Source organism: Variovorax ginsengisoli (genome assembly GCF_030486595.1).
GTDB lineage: Bacteria > Pseudomonadota > Gammaproteobacteria > Burkholderiales > Burkholderiaceae_C > Variovorax > Variovorax ginsengisoli_B.
Window position 1 is genome coordinate 17,125 of the sequence record NZ_JAUJZH010000018.1, and the last position, 15,093, is coordinate 32,217.

The window sequence follows — 15,093 nt, forward strand, 5'->3', positions numbered from 1 at the left end:
TGTCCATGGTGCGGTATATCACAAGAAAACCAGCCACTTCGATTTCGCGCTCGTCAAATGCGGTGTGGTCATGGCGCTGGCACGCTTCACACCACGAGCCTGTACCCCACCGCGATCTCGGTGATCAGGTGCTTCGGCTGCGCGGGGTCCTGCTCCAGCTTCTGCCGCAGGTGCCCCATGTAGATCCGGAGGTAGTGGCTCTGCCCGGCATGCGACGGCCCCCACACTTCGCGCAGCAGTTGACGCTGGGTCAGAACTCGCCCGGCATTGGCCACCAGCACCGACAGCAGGCGGTACTCCGTCGGTGTCAGGTGCACCTCCGAACCGGCCCGCCGCACCAGCCGCGCACTGCGATCGATCTCGACCTCGCCGAAGCGGAACACGGCATCGGGCTCTTCGCCGCCCGCGGCCGCCCGTGGCCGGCGCAGGTTGGCGCGCACACGGGCCAGCAGTTCGCCGGTGCCGAAGGGCTTGGTGAGGTAGTCGTCGGCGCCGGCATCGAGCGCGGCGATCTTGTCGGCCTCGTCGGTGCGCGCCGAGAGCACGATGATCGGCACCGCCGACCAGCCGCGCACGTCGCGGATCAGCGAGACACCGTCGCCGTCCGGCAGCCCGAGGTCCAGCACCAGCAAGTCGGGCTGCCGCGTGCCGGCGGCCGCCAGCCCATCGCGCAAGGTGCCGGCCTCGTGCACCTGCCAGCCCTCGGCCTCGAGCGCGCCGCGCACGAAGCGGCGGATCTGCGGCTCGTCCTCGATCACGATGGCAACGGGCACAGGCATGTTTCAGGGTGGAAGTTCAATCGGTTCGGGCGGCTCGCGGCGCGGCAGCGTGACCGTGAATTCTGCCCCGCCGCCGACCGCATTTGCCGCCTCGATCTCGCCGCCGTGGGCGTTGACCACCGCCTTGCAGATCGCCAGCCCGAGCCCGAATCCGGGCGTCGCCGATTCGGCCTGGCCGCGCGTGAATTTATCGAACAGCGTCGCCTCCCGCCCCCGCAGCCCCGCGGGCAGCCCCGCCCCGTGGTCGCGCACCCGCAGCACCAGCGCCCGCTCGGTCGCCTGCGCGCCGACCACGATCGGCGGTGCGCCATACTTGGCCGCGTTCTCGAGCAGGTTGACCAGCACGCGCTCGATCAGCACCGCGTCGAACTCGACCAGCGGCAGGTCCGCCGGGAGCTCGGTCCGGACCGGCATGTCCTTCAGCGCCGGCCGCGCCGATCGGATCGCCGATCCGACCACTTCCTCGACCGACTGCCAGTCCCGGCGCAGGTTGACGGCGCCTCCCGCGATGCCGCTTTCGAGCCGCGCCATGTCCAGCAGGTTGCTGACCAGCGCGTGCAGCTGGTGCGCCTGGGCGACGATCGCACGCGCCGCCTGCCGTGCATCCGCGCCCTCGGGCAACGCCTGCAGGGATTCGGCCAACGCGATGAGGGCGGTCAGCGGGGTGCGAACGTCGTGCGAGATCGCCCCCAGCAGCGCATTGCGCAGGCGCTCGGACTCCATCTCGACCACCGCCTGCTGCGCCACCTCCACGTAGTGCACCCGTTCCAGCGCGATCGCGATCTGGCGCGCCAGCGTGTCGAGCTGCTGGGCCTGCTCGGGAATCAGCAGCCAGCGCGGCTGTGCCGGTGCCAGCGCGAGCACGCCGCGCACCCGCATCGGCGCCTGCAGCGGCACGTAGTGCCAGGGCTGGGCGGCCAGCGTGGCGGTCCCCAGCCCGGCCGGTTGTCCGTGCCGAAAGCACCAGTCCGCGACGCTGGCATCGAAGCCCGGCGGCGCCGGCACGGGCATCAGCAGCCGATCGTTGGCGTCGGTCACCAGCACCACCGCCCGGCCACCGAAATGGCCTTGCACCGCCGCTGCGCCGAGCGCGACCACCTGCGTGCTCTCGAGCGCCGCCGACAGTTCGCGCGTGAGCTCGAACAGCGAGCGCGCGCGCCGCTCGCGGCTGGTCGACACACCGGCCGTGAAGCGCAGACCGGCGGTCAGCTGGCCCACCAGCAGGCCGACCACGAGCATCACGGCGAAGGTCACGAGGTACTGGACGTCGCTGACCGCCAGCGACAGGCGCGGCGAGACGAAGAAGAAGTCGAAGGCCGCCACGTTGAGCAGCGCCGACAACGCGGCCGGCCCGCGGCCGAAGCGCATCGCCACGCCCACCACGCCGAGCAGGAACAGCATGACGATGTTGCTCAGCTCCAGCACGTTGGCCAGCGGCGTGGCCAGCAGCGTGATGGCGGCACCGACCGCTACCGTCCAGGCGTAGCCCGGCCACCGCGCCTGCGCCGAGCCGGCTTCCTCGTGCGGCTCGCCGTCGCCCCGTGGGGCCGGACGGAGCTTGGCCAGTCGGCGCGAACTGTCGGCGGGCGCCACTTCGACGATGTCGACGGCCGGGGCGTGGCGCGCCAGCTCGCGCACGAGCATGGCCCTGGGCCACCAGCGCGCCCAGCCCCGGGCCGGCTCGGCGCGGCCGACCACTAGCGTGGCGCAGTTGAGCCGCTGTGCTTGCGCGGCCAGCGCCTGCGCGATGTCGACGCCGGTCAGCACCGCGGTCTGCGCGCCGAGCTCCTCGGCCAGCTTGAGCACGGCCAGGATGCGGTCGCGCTCGGCGGCGGCGAGCCGCTGGAGCCGGGGTGTCTCCACATAGGCTGCGTGCCAGCGCACATTGAGCTGCCCGGCCAACCGTGCGGCGGTGCGCACGGTCTGCCCCGCGCCTTCGTGCGGACCGACGCAGGCGAGGATGGCGCCCGAGGTGTTCCAGGCCGGCGGCCCGGCATCCCCCTGTGGTCCCGACTGCTCGACCCGCCAGCCGCGCACGTCGTCTTCCACATGCTCGGCGGTGCGCCGCAGGGCGATCTCGCGCAGCGCGATGAGGTTGCCCTTGCGGAAGAAGTTCTGCGCCGCGCGCTCGGCCTGCTGCGGCAGGTAGACCTTGCCGGCCGCCAGCCGCGACGTCAGCTCGTCGGGCGTGACGTCGACCAGCACCACCTCGTCGGCATCGTCGAGCACGCTGTCGGGCACGGTCTCTTGCACCCGCACGCCGGTGATGGCGCCGACCGTGCCGTTCAGGCTCTCCAGGTGCTGCACGTTGAGCGCCGACCAGACCTCGACGCCGGCGGCAAGCAGCTCCTGCACGTCCTGCCAGCGCTTGGCATGGCGCGAGCCGGGTGCATTGGTGTGCGCCAGTTCGTCGACCAGCAGCAGCGCCGGCTTGCGCGCCAGCGCGGCGTCGAGGTCGAACTCGCCGAGCGTGCGGCCGCGGTAGGCGACCTCGCGCAAGGGCAGCGATTCGAGCCCCGCCAGCAGGGCCGCGGTTTCGCTGCGGCCGTGGGTCTCGACCACCCCGATCAGCACATCCCGCCCGGCGGCCCGTTCGCGCTGCGCCGCGCTCAGCATGGCCCAGGTCTTGCCGACACCGGCGCTGGCGCCGAAGTAGATGCGCAGCCTGCCGCGCTGGGCGCGCTGCTCGTCCGCCCGCAACTGGGCAATCAGGGCATCGGGGTCGGGGCGGGTGTCGTCGATCATGGAGCGGGCAGGGCGTCGAAGGTTATCCCATCGGCCGCTGCGCTCGCCATCACGGCGCGGGTTGCAGGTCGAGTGCCAGGTTGAGCGCCAGCACGTTGACGCGCGGCTCGCCGAGCAGGCGCCACTGCGGGGCTTCGGTGTGGGCGTCGATCAGTCGCTCGACAACTTCGAGCGGCAGCTGCCGCTGCCTTGCCACGCGCGGCGCCTGGTAGTGCGCGGCGGCCGGGCTGATGTGCGGATCGAGCCCGCTCGCCGAGGTCGTCACCAGGTCGACCGGCACTGGCACGGTGTTGCCCGGATCGGCCGCGCGCAGCGCTTCGACACGTGCCTTGACGGCGTCGACCAGCGCCGGATTCAGCGGCCCCTGGTTGGCGCCGCCCGAGGCGGCCGCGTTGTAGGGCATCGGCGCCGTGGCCGACGGCCGGCCCCAGAAGTGGGCCGGGTCGCTGAAGTTCTGGCCGATCAGCGTCGAGCCGACCGGCGCGCCGTCGCGCAGCACCAGGCTGCCGCCGGCCTGGGCCGGGAACACGGCCTGCGCGACGCCGGTCACGGCCAGCGGATAGACGATGCCGGTGAGCGCACCGAGCAGCGCGAACAGGACCAGCGCGGGACGAAGGATGTTGGCCATGGTGATGCTTTCAGACCAGTCCGGCTGCAACCAGCAGCCAGTCGATGAATTTGATGCCGATGAAGGGAACGACCAGGCCGCCGAGGCCGTAGATCGCGAGGTTGCGGCGCAGCAGGGCGGCCGCGCCGACCGGCCGGTAGCGCACGCCCTTGAGCGCCAGCGGGATCAGGAACACGATCACCAGCGCATTGAAGATCACCGCCGACAGGATCGCCGACGACGGGCTCGCCAGCCGCATCAGGTTCAGCGCCCCGAGCTGCGGGTAGGTCGAGACGAAGATCGCCGGGATGATCGCGAAGTACTTCGCCACGTCGTTGGCGATCGAGAAGGTGGTGAGCGAGCCGCGGGTCATCAGGAGCGCCTTGCCGGTCTCGACCACCTCCAGCAGCTTGGTCGGGTTGGAGTCGAGGTCGACCATGTTGCCGGCCTCCTTGGCGGCCTGGGTGCCGCTGCCCATCGCCACCGCGACATCGGCCTGCGCCAGCGCCGGTGCGTCGTTGGTGCCGTCGCCGGTCATCGCGACCAGCCGGCCCTCGGCCTGGTAGCGGCGGATCAGCGCCAGCTTGTCTTCGGGGGTGGCCTCGGCCAGGAAGTCGTCGACCCCGGCCTCGGCCGCGATCGCCGCCGCCGTGAGCTTGTTGTCGCCGGTGATCATCACGGTCTTGATGCCCATGCGGCGCAGTTCGGCGAAGCGGTCCTTGATGCCGGTCTTGACGATGTCCTTGAGCTCGACGATGCCGAGCACGCGGGCGCCTTCGGCCACCGCCAGCGGCGTGCTGCCGCGCCGCGCCACCTGATCGGCGGCCTGCAGCAGTGCGCCGGGCACCGTGCCGCCGAGCGCCTCGACATGCCGGCGCACCGCATCGACCGCGCCCTTGCGCAAGACGATCGCGTCGGCGTCCAGGCTGTTCGGCGCAGGCGGCAGGTTGACGCCGCTCATCCGGGTCTGCGCCGTGAAAGGCACGAAGTGCGCACCCTCGACCCCCTTGTCGTCGACGCCGCCCCGACGGGCCAACTCGACGATGCTGCGGCCTTCGGGTGTCTCGTCGGCCAGCGACGCGAGGACTGCGGCACGCGCCAACTTCGCTTGCGACACGCCCGGCGCCGTCAGGAAGGCACTGGCCTGGCGGTTGCCGTGCGTGATGGTGCCGGTCTTGTCGAGCAGCAGCACGTCGACGTCGCCCGCGGCCTCGACCGCGCGGCCCGAGGTGGCGATCACGTTGGCCTGCATCATGCGGCTCATGCCGGCCACGCCAACGGCCGACAGCAGGCCGCCGATGGTGGTCGGGATCAGGCACACCAGCAGCGCCACCAGTGCCGTCAGCGACACCACCGTGCCGGCACCCGCCGCCGAGACGCTGAACTGCGAGAAAGGCAGCAGGGTGGCGGTGACCACCAGGAACACCAGCGTCAGCGCCACCAGCAGGATCGTGAGCGCGATCTCGTTCGGCGTCTTCTGGCGCTTGGCTGCTTCCACCATGCCGATCATGCGATCGAGGAAGGACTCGCCCGGGTTCACCGCGATGCGCACCACCAGCCAGTCCGACAGCACCCGGGTGCCGCCGGTGACGGCCGAGAAGTCGCCGCCCGACTCGCGCACCACCGGCGCCGATTCGCCGGTGATCGCGCTCTCGTCGACCGATGCCACGCCCTCGATCACCTCGCCGTCGAGCGGGATCACGTCGCCGGTCTCGACCAGCACCACGTCGCCGCGGCGCAGGTTGGGCGCCTGCTCGGGCAGGAAGGTGGCGCCGTGGAAGGGCTGGGTCAGCTTCTTGGCCCAGGTGTCCTTGCGCAGGCCGCGCAGGGAGGCGGCCTGGGCCTTGCTGCGGCCCTCGGCCAGCGCCTCGGCGAAGTTGGCGAACAGCACGGTGAACCAGAGCCAGACCGACACCGCGAGCACGAAGCCCGGCGGCATGCCGCCGTCGCCCTCGAAGCCGAGTGCGTGCAGCCACAGCAGCGTGGTCAGGATGCTGCCGATGTAGACGATGAACATCACCGGATTGCGCCACTGCACCCGCGGGCTGAGCTTGGTGATGGCGGCCCACAGGGCGGGACGGACCAGCGAGGCGTCGAACATCGACGCGGGAATGGATGTCTTGATCATGGTCAGGGCCTCACTTCGCCCACAGCATCAGGTGCTCGACCACCGGCCCGAGGGCCAGCGCCGGCACATAGTTCAGGAGTCCCACCAGCAGCACGGTGCCCACCAGCAGGGTGACGAACAGCGGGCCGTGCGTGGGCATCGTTCCGGCCGTGACCGGCAGCCGCTTCTTGGCCGCCAGGGCGCCGGCGATCGCCAGCACCGGCACGATCACCGCGAAGCGGCCGAACCACATCGCCACCGCCAGCAGCGCGTTGTAGAAGGGCGTGTTGGCCGACAGGCCCGCGAAGGCGCTGCCGTTGTTGTTCCCGGCCGAGGTCAGCGCATAGAGGATCTCGGAGAAGCCATGGGCGCCCGGGTTCGCGATGCCGGCCTTGCCGGCGTCGGCGATCACCGCCACCGCGGTGCCCGCCAGCACCAGGATCGGCGTCACCAGGATCGCGATCGAGGTCAGCTTCATCTCGTGCACCTCGATCTTCTTGCCGAGGTACTCCGGCGTGCGGCCGATCATCAGGCCGGCGATGAAGACCGCCAGGATCGCGAACACCAGCATGCTGTAGAGCCCGGTGCCGACGCCGCCGAAGACCACCTCGCCGAGCTGCATCAGCACCATCGGCACCATGCCGCCGAGCGGCGTGAAAGCATCGTGCATGGCGTTCACCGCGCCGCACGAGGCCGCCGTGGTGACGGCGGCGAAAAGGGCCGAGGCCGTGACGCCGAAGCGCAGTTCCTTGCCCTCCATGTTGCCGCCGGCCTGCAGCGCGCTGGCGGCCTGATCGACGCCGAGGGCGCCGAAGAGCGGGTTGCCTGCCTGCTCGGCCGGAATCACCACGACCACCGCCGCGACGAACAGCACGGTCATGGCCGCCAGCACCGCCCAGCCCTGGCGCAGGTCGCCCACCACCCGCCCGAAGGCGAAGCACAACGCCGCCGGGATCAGGAAGATCGCCAGCATCTGGGCGAAGTTGGCGAGCGCCGTCGGGTTCTCGTAGGGATGCGCCGAATTGGCGTTGAAGAAGCCGCCGCCGTTGGTGCCGAGCATCTTGATCGCCTCCTGCGAGGCGACCGGGCCCATCGCCAGCGTCTGGGTCGTCGTGCGGGCGTCCGCCAGCACCGGGTTGCCCGCTGCGTCCTTCAGCGGTTGGCCCACCGCGTCGAGCTTCGGTGTCTGGTAGGCGGTGGCCTCGACCGTGGCGACGGTCTTGTAGGCGTCGAAGTTCTGGATCACGCCCTGGGCCGAGAAGAAGACCGCCAGCACGAACGACAGCGGCAGCAGCAGCCACAGGGTGATGCGCGTGAGGTCGACCCAGAAGTTGCCGACCACGCCGCGGCCGTCGGTGCTGCGCGCCGCGAAGCCGCGGGCCAGCGCGAAGGCCACCGCGATGCCGGTGGCGGCCGAGAAGAAGTTCTGCACCGTGAGGCCGAGCATCTGCGTCAGGTAGCTCATCGTCGACTCGCCGGCATAACCTTGCCAGTTGGTGTTCGAGACGAAGCTGACCGCGGTGTTGAACGAAGAATCCGGCGCCACCGCCGCCATGCCCGCGGGGTCCAGCGGCAGCACGGCCTGCAGCCGCTGCAGGCCGTAGAGCGCCAGCGCGCCGATGGCGTTGAAGGCCAGCAGCGCCAGCGCATAGGGGCGCCAGTGCATCGGTTGGCCGGGCGAGGTGCCGGCCAGCCGGAACAGCGGCGTCTCGATGCGCTGCATCCAGCGCGGCAACGCGCCGTTGCACAACAGCGCCAGGTAGCGGCCGAGCGGCCAGGCCAGCAGGCCGAGCACGGTCAGGAAGAGGGCCAGCAGGCCCCAGGCCGGGGTGTCCATCAGAACTCCTCGGCGCAGATGAGGGCGAAGACCAGGTAGGCGAACAGCGCGATCGCGATCAGCCCGGCAAAGCCGTAGAGCACTTCGAGGCCGATCATGAGCGCTCTCCCCTGGGCGCCTCGAGCCGTCCAAGCCCCCACACCATGGCCGCGGTCGCGGCCCACATCGCCGCCAGGGCGGCTATCCAAACGATGTCCATCGATCACTCTCCTGCATGCGAAAACAGGCGGTCAGTGTCGGGAGACGGGCGTAAAGACGGGGAACAGAGTGGGCGAGGGGGCGTAAAGAAAGCGTAAATGGAAAGCGCCGATACGGCGGCGCCGCCGGATCTGCCACGGTCGAATCGTCGCGATCTGCTTCTTTACCGGGGCGCGGCGATGGGTCACAGTGACCCATGTCCAAGTTTCTTCGCTACCTGCGCGCCGTCCTGTGGGGTTTCATCGGCCTGGGCGGCCGGCGGGCCGACGCCGACGAACGGGTCGACCAGGCCGGCGCGATACCGACCATCGCCATTGCGCTGGTGCTGGTGCTGCTGCTGGTGGCCGGCCTGATCGCGCTGGCCAGGTTCGCCGCCGGGACCTGATTTTTCAAGCCTCGGCCCCGGGCGGCGCAGGGCTCAGCGCTTGGCCAGCAGTGCGCCCATCGCGAACACCGAGTTCGGCGCATTCACCGGCGGCGACTTGACCCGCCCCGGGAGCACCGGCACGCTGGTCTTGCGGGCCGCCCGCACCCCTTTGCTGATCTGCTCGTCGACCAGGCTCTGCAGCGTGATCGACTCCAGGAACTCGACCGCGCGGCGGTTGACCGATTCCCACAGCTCGTCGGTGGTGCAGCGGTGCACGGCACCCGGCGCGTCCGGGCGCTGGGCGCGGTTCTTGAGTTCGGTCTCGTCTTCGATCGACAGGATGATTTCGGCCACGCTGATGGCCGACGCCTGGCGTCCGAGCGAATAGCCGCCGCCCGGCCCGCGGGTCGATTCGACCAGTCCCTGGCGGCGCAGCTTGCCGAACAGCTGCTCGAGGTAGGACAGCGAAATCCGCTGGCGCTGGTGGATGGAGGACAGGTTGACCGGGCCAGTGCGGCCGTTGAGCGCCACGTCGATCATGGCGGTGACTGCGAAGCGGCCTTTGGTGGTGAGACGCATCGGTGATTCTTTCTGAGTTGGGGCGCCATGGCGCCGCCGGGGGGGTGCAGGCCGACGTGCGAAACGTCTTGCTGCGGAGTGCTGGCGTGCGAGGGAACGAGGCGCTTCCCCGCGCGCAGCGGGCCTGGGGCGTGAAAGGCCTAGGCGCGGGGTGGCCGCTTGGGGTGCTCGAGGAAGGCCGAGGCACCGAGCGCCGGCGGCGGTGGTGCCGCGGGCTCCGACATCGTCACCGGGACGAAGAGACCGGGGAGACCGATCAGGATCTCGCTGCAGTCGTGGCGCTGCTCGTCGTTGCCGAGGGATTCGTCACCCGGCTCGCTCGGCGCGCCAGCGTCGAAGGTCTTCGAGAGCAACTGTTCGAACGCCTGTGCCGAGGCCGTGGCGTCGCAGCCGTGCTGGCGCGCTCCCGCGTACCCCTGGGCCGCGGCCGAGAAGCCGAGGCAGCAGAGCACGAATGCGAGGACAGCGGAGACGAGCCAACGGGGCATGGAAGCGCATTTTAACAATCCGCGTCCGGGGGACGGCCCCTGACTGTGAGACACCGTTGACTTCGCTTTACCTAGATATTAAAGTGATATCACTTTTGCGAGGAGACCCGATGACCGAAACAGCGCCCCACGCCCCCGCGCGCATCGTCCGCAGCGAACGCCGCTACCAGTCCATCAGCGGCTATGCCATGGCATTGGCCGCGCTGCTTCTGTTCGGCTTCGGCGCCCTGGTGTTCGTCCGCCACCTGGCCCACCCGGCGGTCGGCGTGGCGCTGGTGCTGGCCGGCGCCGCGCTGGTGCCGGGCTTCTACATGCTCAAACCGAACGAGGGCATCATCTTCACGCTGTTCGGCGAATACAAGGGCACCGACCGCTCCGAGGGCCTGCGCTGGACCAACCCCTTGCTGAGCGGCCAGAAGATCTCTCTGCGCGCACGCAACCTCAACACGCCGCCGCTGAAGGTCAACGACAAGCGCGGCAACCCGGTGGAGATCGGCGCCGCGGTGGTCTGGCGCGTGCACGACACGGCCCAGGCGGTGTTCGAGATCGACGACTACACGAAGTTCGTGAGCATCCAGGCCGAAGCCGCTATCCGCCACCTGGCCACGCTCTATGCCTACGACAGCGGCGAGGACCTCGAAGGCGACGAGACCACGCTGCGGGCCGGACTCGACGTGGTGGCAGATGCCCTGAAGGCCGAACTCAACCAGCGTTTCGCCAGCGCCGGGGTCGAGGTGCTCGACGCCAAGCTCACGCACCTGGCCTACGCGCCCGAGATCGCCCAGGTGATGCTGCGGCGCCAGCAGGCCACGGCCATCGTCAGCGCCCGGCACCAGATCGTGGCGGGCGCGGTGGGCATGGTCGAGGCGGCACTCAAGGGCCTGTCCGAACGCAACCTCGTGACCCTGGACGACGAGCGCAAGGCGGCGATGGTGTCGAACCTGCTGGTCGTGCTGTGCTCGGACAACGACGCCCAACCCGTGATCAACACCGGCACGCTCTACACCTGAGCCGCAGCGGCGCGTTCGTCCGATGGCCAGCCCAGGCAAGAAGTCCTTTCCGTTGCGCATCGATCCGGTGCTGTGGGCCGAGATCGAGCGGCTCGCCGCGCAAGAACTGCGCAGCGCGAATGCGCAGGTCGAGTTCATGCTGCGCGAGGGACTGGAGCGAAGGGGGCGGCTGCCGGCCCGCGTTGCGGCTCCCAGAAAGAAGGAGACTCCATGAAGCGCCTCGCACGCCTGATCATTCCGATGCTGACCCTGCTCGCGCCGGCCTTGGGCGCCGCCCAGTTGCGCGATTCCTCGCCCGCCGAGCAGGCGCTGGACGCCGAAGCCTTCCAGGGCATGGACCAGGCCATCTCGGAGCGCCTTCCGGACGTGCAGGCCGCGGTCGTGCTGCTGAGGGGGCGCGTCGTCTATGCCTATCACCGCGACGGCCAGCCCGACACCCTGCACGACGCGCAGTCGGTGGCCAAGAGCGCATTGTCGGCACTGGTCGGGATCGCGCTGGCGGAGGGCCGTCTCGCGAGCCTCGACCAGCCGGTGCTGGCGCTGATGCCCGAGTGGACGCCGCTGAACGCCGACCCGCGCGCTGCCGCGATCACGCTGCGCCACTTGCTCACGATGACGGCGGGCTTCGCGATCGACGACCCGACAGGCACCGCGGCACCCGGCCGGCCGCAGGACGCCTGGGCCCGCCCGCTCGGCAGCGCCCCCGGCCAGCGCTTCGCCTACGACAACGCCTTGGTCCCGGTGCTGGCGGCGCTGCTCGAAAAAGCGACCGGCATGCCGCTGGCCGACTATGCCAGGCGCGAACTCGTGGCGCCGCTCGCGATGCAGGAGCCTTCGTACCGGCGCGGCCTGCACCTGCGCACCGAAGACATGGCCAGGCTCGGCCAGCTGTTCCTGCAGAAGGGCGCATGGAATGGCAGGGCGCTGGTTCCCGAGTCCTACGTCATGGCCGCCACCCAGCCGCAGACCGCGGGCGGCCCGCCGGCGTCGATGCCCTATGGCTACCTGTGGTGGGTGCTGCCGACCGAGGCGCCGCGGCGCACTTTCATGGCCAGCGGCTACGGCGGCCAGACGATCTGGGTCCATCCGCCGCTGGATCTGGTGATCGCGACCAGCGCGACCGCATCTGTCGAGAGCCAGCGCCGGGGCCAGGCGGTGCAGCTCCTGCGCACCCGCCTGTTCGCCGCGGCGCAGAAGCGCTACGCGACGGTCGAGCGCTAGCCGCCCACCCCGCCGGGCAGGCCCGCCGGCGTCCGCTTCGCCAGGCCGCGCAGCTGCAGCACGCAGCCGATCACCAGCAGCACGAAGCACACGCCCACCGCCTTCTGCAGGCTCGGGTCGTCCGGCCCGCTGAACCAGGGCGCGCCCTGCGGCAGACGGGTGAAGGTTTCGGTGAGTCCGGGAATCATGTGGAAGAACAGCGTCGTCGAGTAGGCGACGATCTCGATCGCGCGCGAAGCGCGCCCGAACTTGCCGCCACCGGCCAGCGCCGCCACCGCCAGCACGAGCAGCGTGAGGATGCCCAGTGCATGCGGGGCGCCGAAGCCGCCGTGCCTGAAGATGCCGAAGCCGGTAAGGCAGGTCAGTACCGTGGCCCAGACATAGGTGCGGCCGAGCGGATGCCTGGCCGCGATCTCTCCGAAGCGCAGCAGGGAAGCGAGGCCGGCTGCGAGGGCCACCAGGCTGATGGCGGTGTGGACGAGGCCGAGCGGGGTCAAGCCGAACATGGAAACTCCTTCTTTCGATGGGGTGGCGACGGGGCCGCCCGCATCATCCCGGTTTTGAAGTCCCCTGTCTCGTCCCGCGTGCGGGCGCGGCCGCGCTCAGCGGTCGCAGACGAACAGCACGCCGCCTTCCGCCGGCGCCTTGCCGACGACCCGCAAGGTCGTGCGGTCCTTCTGGCAGTACGCGGCCGCATCGGCGGTGGTGGTGGCCCGCAGGACGCCGTCCCTCATGCGAACGACTTCGTTGGACGGTACGCCGCAGCCTGCGAGCGCGATGGCGAGGGTCAGAAGCAGGAGCCGGTTCATGAGCCGGACTTTAGCGCACGCCTAAGGCGTCTCCGATGGATCGAAATCCAGCTCGACCTTGGCCCCGCTCGGGTCATGGCAGAACAGCTGCCAGGTGCCCGCACCGGCCTGCTGGCGCAGTTCGTAGGCGACGCCGCTCTGGTCGAAGCGCGCCTTGACCGCGCGCAGGTCCTGCGCCGTGAACGCCATGTGGTCGATGACGCCGGTGCGCTGGGCCGGCACCGGCCTGCCGAAGTACAGGTGCAGCACTGCCTGCGGCCCGTTGCCATAGAGCCAGGCCCCCGGAAAGCCCAGGTCCGGCCGGTGGCCGACGCGCAGCCCGAGCAGGCCGGTGTAGAAGGCCAGCGTCTTCTGCTCGTCCTCCGCGGTCACGGTGAAGTGGTTCATGCCGACGATCATGTCGCGTACTCCTTCGTTCGGGTGTTCAGGGCAGCAGCACCAGCGCGCCGATGCTGGCACGAGATTCGAGCCGGGCGTGCGCCTCGGCCGCCGCGTCGAGCGGGAAGCGTTCGATCGGCGGCAGGCGGATCGCGCCGTCGGCGAGCGCCTGCCAGACCCGCTGCGCGCGCTCGGCGAGCTGGGCCTGGGTCGCGACATAGTCGAACACCACCGGGCGCGAGAAGCTCAGCGACTTGGCGACCAGCGCGTCCGGCGCGAGCGGCGCCAGCGGCCCGCTGGCCTGGCCGAGGCTGATCCAGTGGCCGCGGCGCGCCAGGGCCGCCAGGTTCTCGTCGCGGGCCGCGTCGCCCAGGCCGTCGATCACCACGTCGGCGCCGCCGCAGACGCGCTGCACCGCCTCCGCGAAGCGGTAGTCGCGGGTCACGATCACATGCTCGCAGCCATGCTCGCGCGCCACCCGGGCCTTGTCCTCGCTCGACACCGTGCCGATCACCACGGCACCGAGACGGCGCGCCCAGGCGCAGACCAGCAGGCCGACCCCACCAGCCGCCGCGTGCACCAGCAGCCGGGTGCCGCGCTGCACATGGCCGAGGTCGTGCAGCAGGTAGTCCGCCGTGATGCCCTTGAGCAGCAGCGCGGCGGCCGTCTCGTCCTCGATCTCGGGCGGCAGCCGCACCACCCAGTCGGCCGGCACGCTGCGCACGCCGCAGTAGGCGCCCGGCACCGGACCGAGGTAGGCGACGCGGTCCCCGGGCAGGAAGCCGGAGACCTGCGGGCCGACATCGAGCACGCCGCCCGCGGCCTCCATGCCCGGCACGCCCGGCGCGCCCTCGGACACCGGGAACATCGTGGGCACCCAGCCGCGCCGCAGGTAGACATCGATGAAATTGACGCCGACCGCACGCTGGCGGATGCGCACTTCGCCGGCGCCGGGCGCAGCGGCCTCGGCGTTCTGCGGCCACAGCACATCAGGGCCGCCATGGCGCGCGACCCCGATGCGGCGAGTCGGCACCGGCAGCGCCGTCGGCATCGGGCCGGCGCCGCGCGAGCGTTGGTCCGCGCCGCCCCGCAGGTAGCGGCGCAGGTCCTCGAAGCCGGTCTCGTAGACGCCCTGCGCCACGGTGTCGTGCAGTTCGCGCTCCATGCCCGGCGGCGTCGCGAAGCTCGACATCCAGTGCCAGAAGGTGCGGTTCCCATCGGTCACAGGCTTCAACGTCACGGTCGCGACATAGCGCTGCAGCGGCAGGCTGGCCTCGACGATGCAGTAGGTGCTCTGGTGCTCGCGGTCGGACAGGGTCAGCAACTGCTCGCGGATGTGGTGGCCGTCCTTCAAGGTGAAATTGCGCACGCAGCCGACCTGGTCGCTGCGCTCGCCGCCCTCGATGTGGCTGGTTTCGATCGCGCTGTGCCACTGGTCATGGCTGTTGAAGTCGCGCAGCACGGTCCAGACGCGCTCGATGGGCGCATCGATGATCGCGGAGCGGACGACCTTCTGCAGCATGGGGCGTGTCAGCGCAGCGAGCGCCGCTTCAGGGCGTCGAAGCCGGCCTGGAACACGCCTTCGCCGATCGATCGAACCAGCTCGCCTTCGCGGCCGGGGTCGCAGTCGAACTCGGCGCTCCACTCGGCAAAGCAGCGCCCGCCATCGGTCACCGGCGTGAGCTTGAGAGTGGCCGTGTAGTTGGCGACCCCCATCGGGCTTTCGAGGATCTCGTAGGTGCAGCTGTAGTCGTAGTCCGAGAGCGCCAGCAGCCGCTCGCGGATCATGCCGCCGTCCTTCAGGTGGAAGTGCCGGATGCAGCCGACGCGGTCGGCCGGCTGGCCGTTCTCGATCCGGCTGTCGGCGATCGACGGGTGCCATTGCGGCAGGCCGTTGAAGTCGCGCACCCGCGTCCAGACGCTGTCGGCGCTGGCATCGATCACGCTGGACACGTAGACGTTGACCAT

General features: G+C 70.5%; 17 protein-coding genes. 4 read left to right on the forward strand and 13 right to left on the reverse strand.

What is annotated here, in order from left to right:
* Positions 1-86 precede the first annotated feature (86 nt).
* Genes kdpE through kdpF form a run of 6 tightly spaced genes read right to left on the reverse strand, consistent with a single transcriptional unit; the run spans position 87 to position 8,173 of the window.
* Positions 87-779 carry a two-component system response regulator KdpE gene (kdpE, locus tag QZH52_RS22895; protein ID WP_301812858.1) on the reverse strand — a complete coding sequence of 231 codons (693 nt, stop codon included), beginning with the start codon at positions 777-779 and terminating at the stop codon, positions 87-89.
* A gap of 3 nt (positions 780-782) precedes the next feature.
* The gene (locus QZH52_RS22900) at positions 783-3,524 is read right to left on the reverse strand and encodes a DUF4118 domain-containing protein (RefSeq protein WP_301812859.1); all 2,742 of its coding nucleotides are present in this window, start codon (positions 3,522-3,524) and stop codon (positions 783-785) included.
* 49 nt (positions 3,525-3,573) lie between these two features.
* A complete protein-coding gene (gene kdpC / locus QZH52_RS22905) occupies positions 3,574-4,152 on the reverse strand; it encodes a potassium-transporting ATPase subunit KdpC (RefSeq protein ID WP_301812860.1) in 579 nt (192 codons plus the stop codon).
* 10 nt (positions 4,153-4,162) lie between these two features.
* Positions 4,163-6,259: a potassium-transporting ATPase subunit KdpB gene (gene kdpB / locus QZH52_RS22910; RefSeq protein WP_301812861.1), complete on the reverse strand. Its 2,097-nt coding sequence runs from the start codon at positions 6,257-6,259 to the stop codon at positions 4,163-4,165.
* A 10-nt stretch (positions 6,260-6,269) separates the two neighbouring features.
* Positions 6,270-8,075 carry a potassium-transporting ATPase subunit KdpA gene (gene kdpA / locus QZH52_RS22915; protein ID WP_301812862.1) on the reverse strand — a complete coding sequence of 602 codons (1,806 nt, stop codon included), beginning with the start codon at positions 8,073-8,075 and terminating at the stop codon, positions 6,270-6,272.
* Entirely contained in the window at positions 8,075-8,173 is a 99-nt protein-coding gene (kdpF, locus tag QZH52_RS22920) for a K(+)-transporting ATPase subunit F (protein ID WP_286508843.1), read from the reverse strand. The genes kdpA and kdpF overlap by 1 nt, the downstream gene beginning before the upstream one ends.
* A 296-nt stretch (positions 8,174-8,469) precedes the next feature.
* On the opposite strand from kdpF, the gene QZH52_RS22925 reads away from it, so the two are divergent.
* The gene (locus tag QZH52_RS22925; RefSeq protein WP_286536780.1) at positions 8,470-8,658 is read left to right on the forward strand and encodes a DUF2970 domain-containing protein; all 189 of its coding nucleotides are present in this window, start codon (positions 8,470-8,472) and stop codon (positions 8,656-8,658) included.
* Positions 8,659-8,691: 33 nt separating this feature from the next.
* Here the strand turns inward: QZH52_RS22925 and QZH52_RS22930 are convergent, their stop codons facing one another.
* Together QZH52_RS22930 and QZH52_RS22935 are read right to left on the reverse strand one after the other, a co-directional pair.
* Positions 8,692-9,219 carry an Rrf2 family transcriptional regulator gene (locus QZH52_RS22930; RefSeq protein ID WP_301812863.1) on the reverse strand — a complete coding sequence of 176 codons (528 nt, stop codon included), beginning with the start codon at positions 9,217-9,219 and terminating at the stop codon, positions 8,692-8,694.
* 140 nt (positions 9,220-9,359) lie between these two features.
* Positions 9,360-9,707, reverse strand: a complete 348-nt coding sequence (locus QZH52_RS22935; protein WP_301812864.1) for a hypothetical protein — start codon at positions 9,705-9,707, stop codon at positions 9,360-9,362.
* A gap of 110 nt (positions 9,708-9,817) precedes the next feature.
* On the opposite strand from QZH52_RS22935, the gene QZH52_RS22940 reads away from it, so the two are divergent.
* From QZH52_RS22940 to QZH52_RS22950, 3 genes are read left to right on the forward strand one after another with little or no spacing between them, the layout of a single operon-like run.
* Positions 9,818-10,717, forward strand: a complete 900-nt coding sequence (locus QZH52_RS22940) for an SPFH domain-containing protein (RefSeq protein WP_301812865.1) — start codon at positions 9,818-9,820, stop codon at positions 10,715-10,717.
* Positions 10,718-10,769: 52 nt separating this feature from the next.
* Positions 10,770-10,931: a type II toxin-antitoxin system antitoxin gene (locus QZH52_RS22945; protein ID WP_301812866.1), complete on the forward strand. Its 162-nt coding sequence runs from the start codon at positions 10,770-10,772 to the stop codon at positions 10,929-10,931.
* Positions 10,928-11,938: a serine hydrolase domain-containing protein gene (locus tag QZH52_RS22950; protein ID WP_301812867.1), complete on the forward strand. Its 1,011-nt coding sequence runs from the start codon at positions 10,928-10,930 to the stop codon at positions 11,936-11,938. The genes QZH52_RS22945 and QZH52_RS22950 overlap by 4 nt, the downstream gene beginning before the upstream one ends.
* Here QZH52_RS22950 and QZH52_RS22955 read toward each other — a convergent pair.
* The 5 genes from QZH52_RS22955 to QZH52_RS22975 form a co-directional block, all read right to left on the reverse strand.
* Positions 11,935-12,444: a hypothetical protein gene (locus QZH52_RS22955; RefSeq protein ID WP_301812868.1), complete on the reverse strand. Its 510-nt coding sequence runs from the start codon at positions 12,442-12,444 to the stop codon at positions 11,935-11,937. The genes QZH52_RS22950 and QZH52_RS22955 overlap by 4 nt on opposite strands.
* A gap of 96 nt (positions 12,445-12,540) precedes the next feature.
* The gene (locus tag QZH52_RS22960) at positions 12,541-12,747 is read right to left on the reverse strand and encodes a hypothetical protein (RefSeq protein ID WP_301812869.1); all 207 of its coding nucleotides are present in this window, start codon (positions 12,745-12,747) and stop codon (positions 12,541-12,543) included.
* A 21-nt stretch (positions 12,748-12,768) separates the two neighbouring features.
* Positions 12,769-13,146, reverse strand: coding sequence for a VOC family protein (locus tag QZH52_RS22965; protein ID WP_301812870.1), 378 nt, complete (start codon positions 13,144-13,146; stop codon positions 12,769-12,771).
* Positions 13,147-13,171: 25 nt separating this feature from the next.
* On the reverse strand, positions 13,172-14,647 hold the full coding sequence (locus QZH52_RS22970; RefSeq protein ID WP_301812871.1) for an SRPBCC family protein: 1,476 nt from the start codon (positions 14,645-14,647) through the stop codon (positions 13,172-13,174).
* Between the two features lie 8 nt (positions 14,648-14,655).
* Positions 14,656-15,093, reverse strand: a complete 438-nt coding sequence (locus QZH52_RS22975; protein WP_301812872.1) for an SRPBCC family protein — start codon at positions 15,091-15,093, stop codon at positions 14,656-14,658.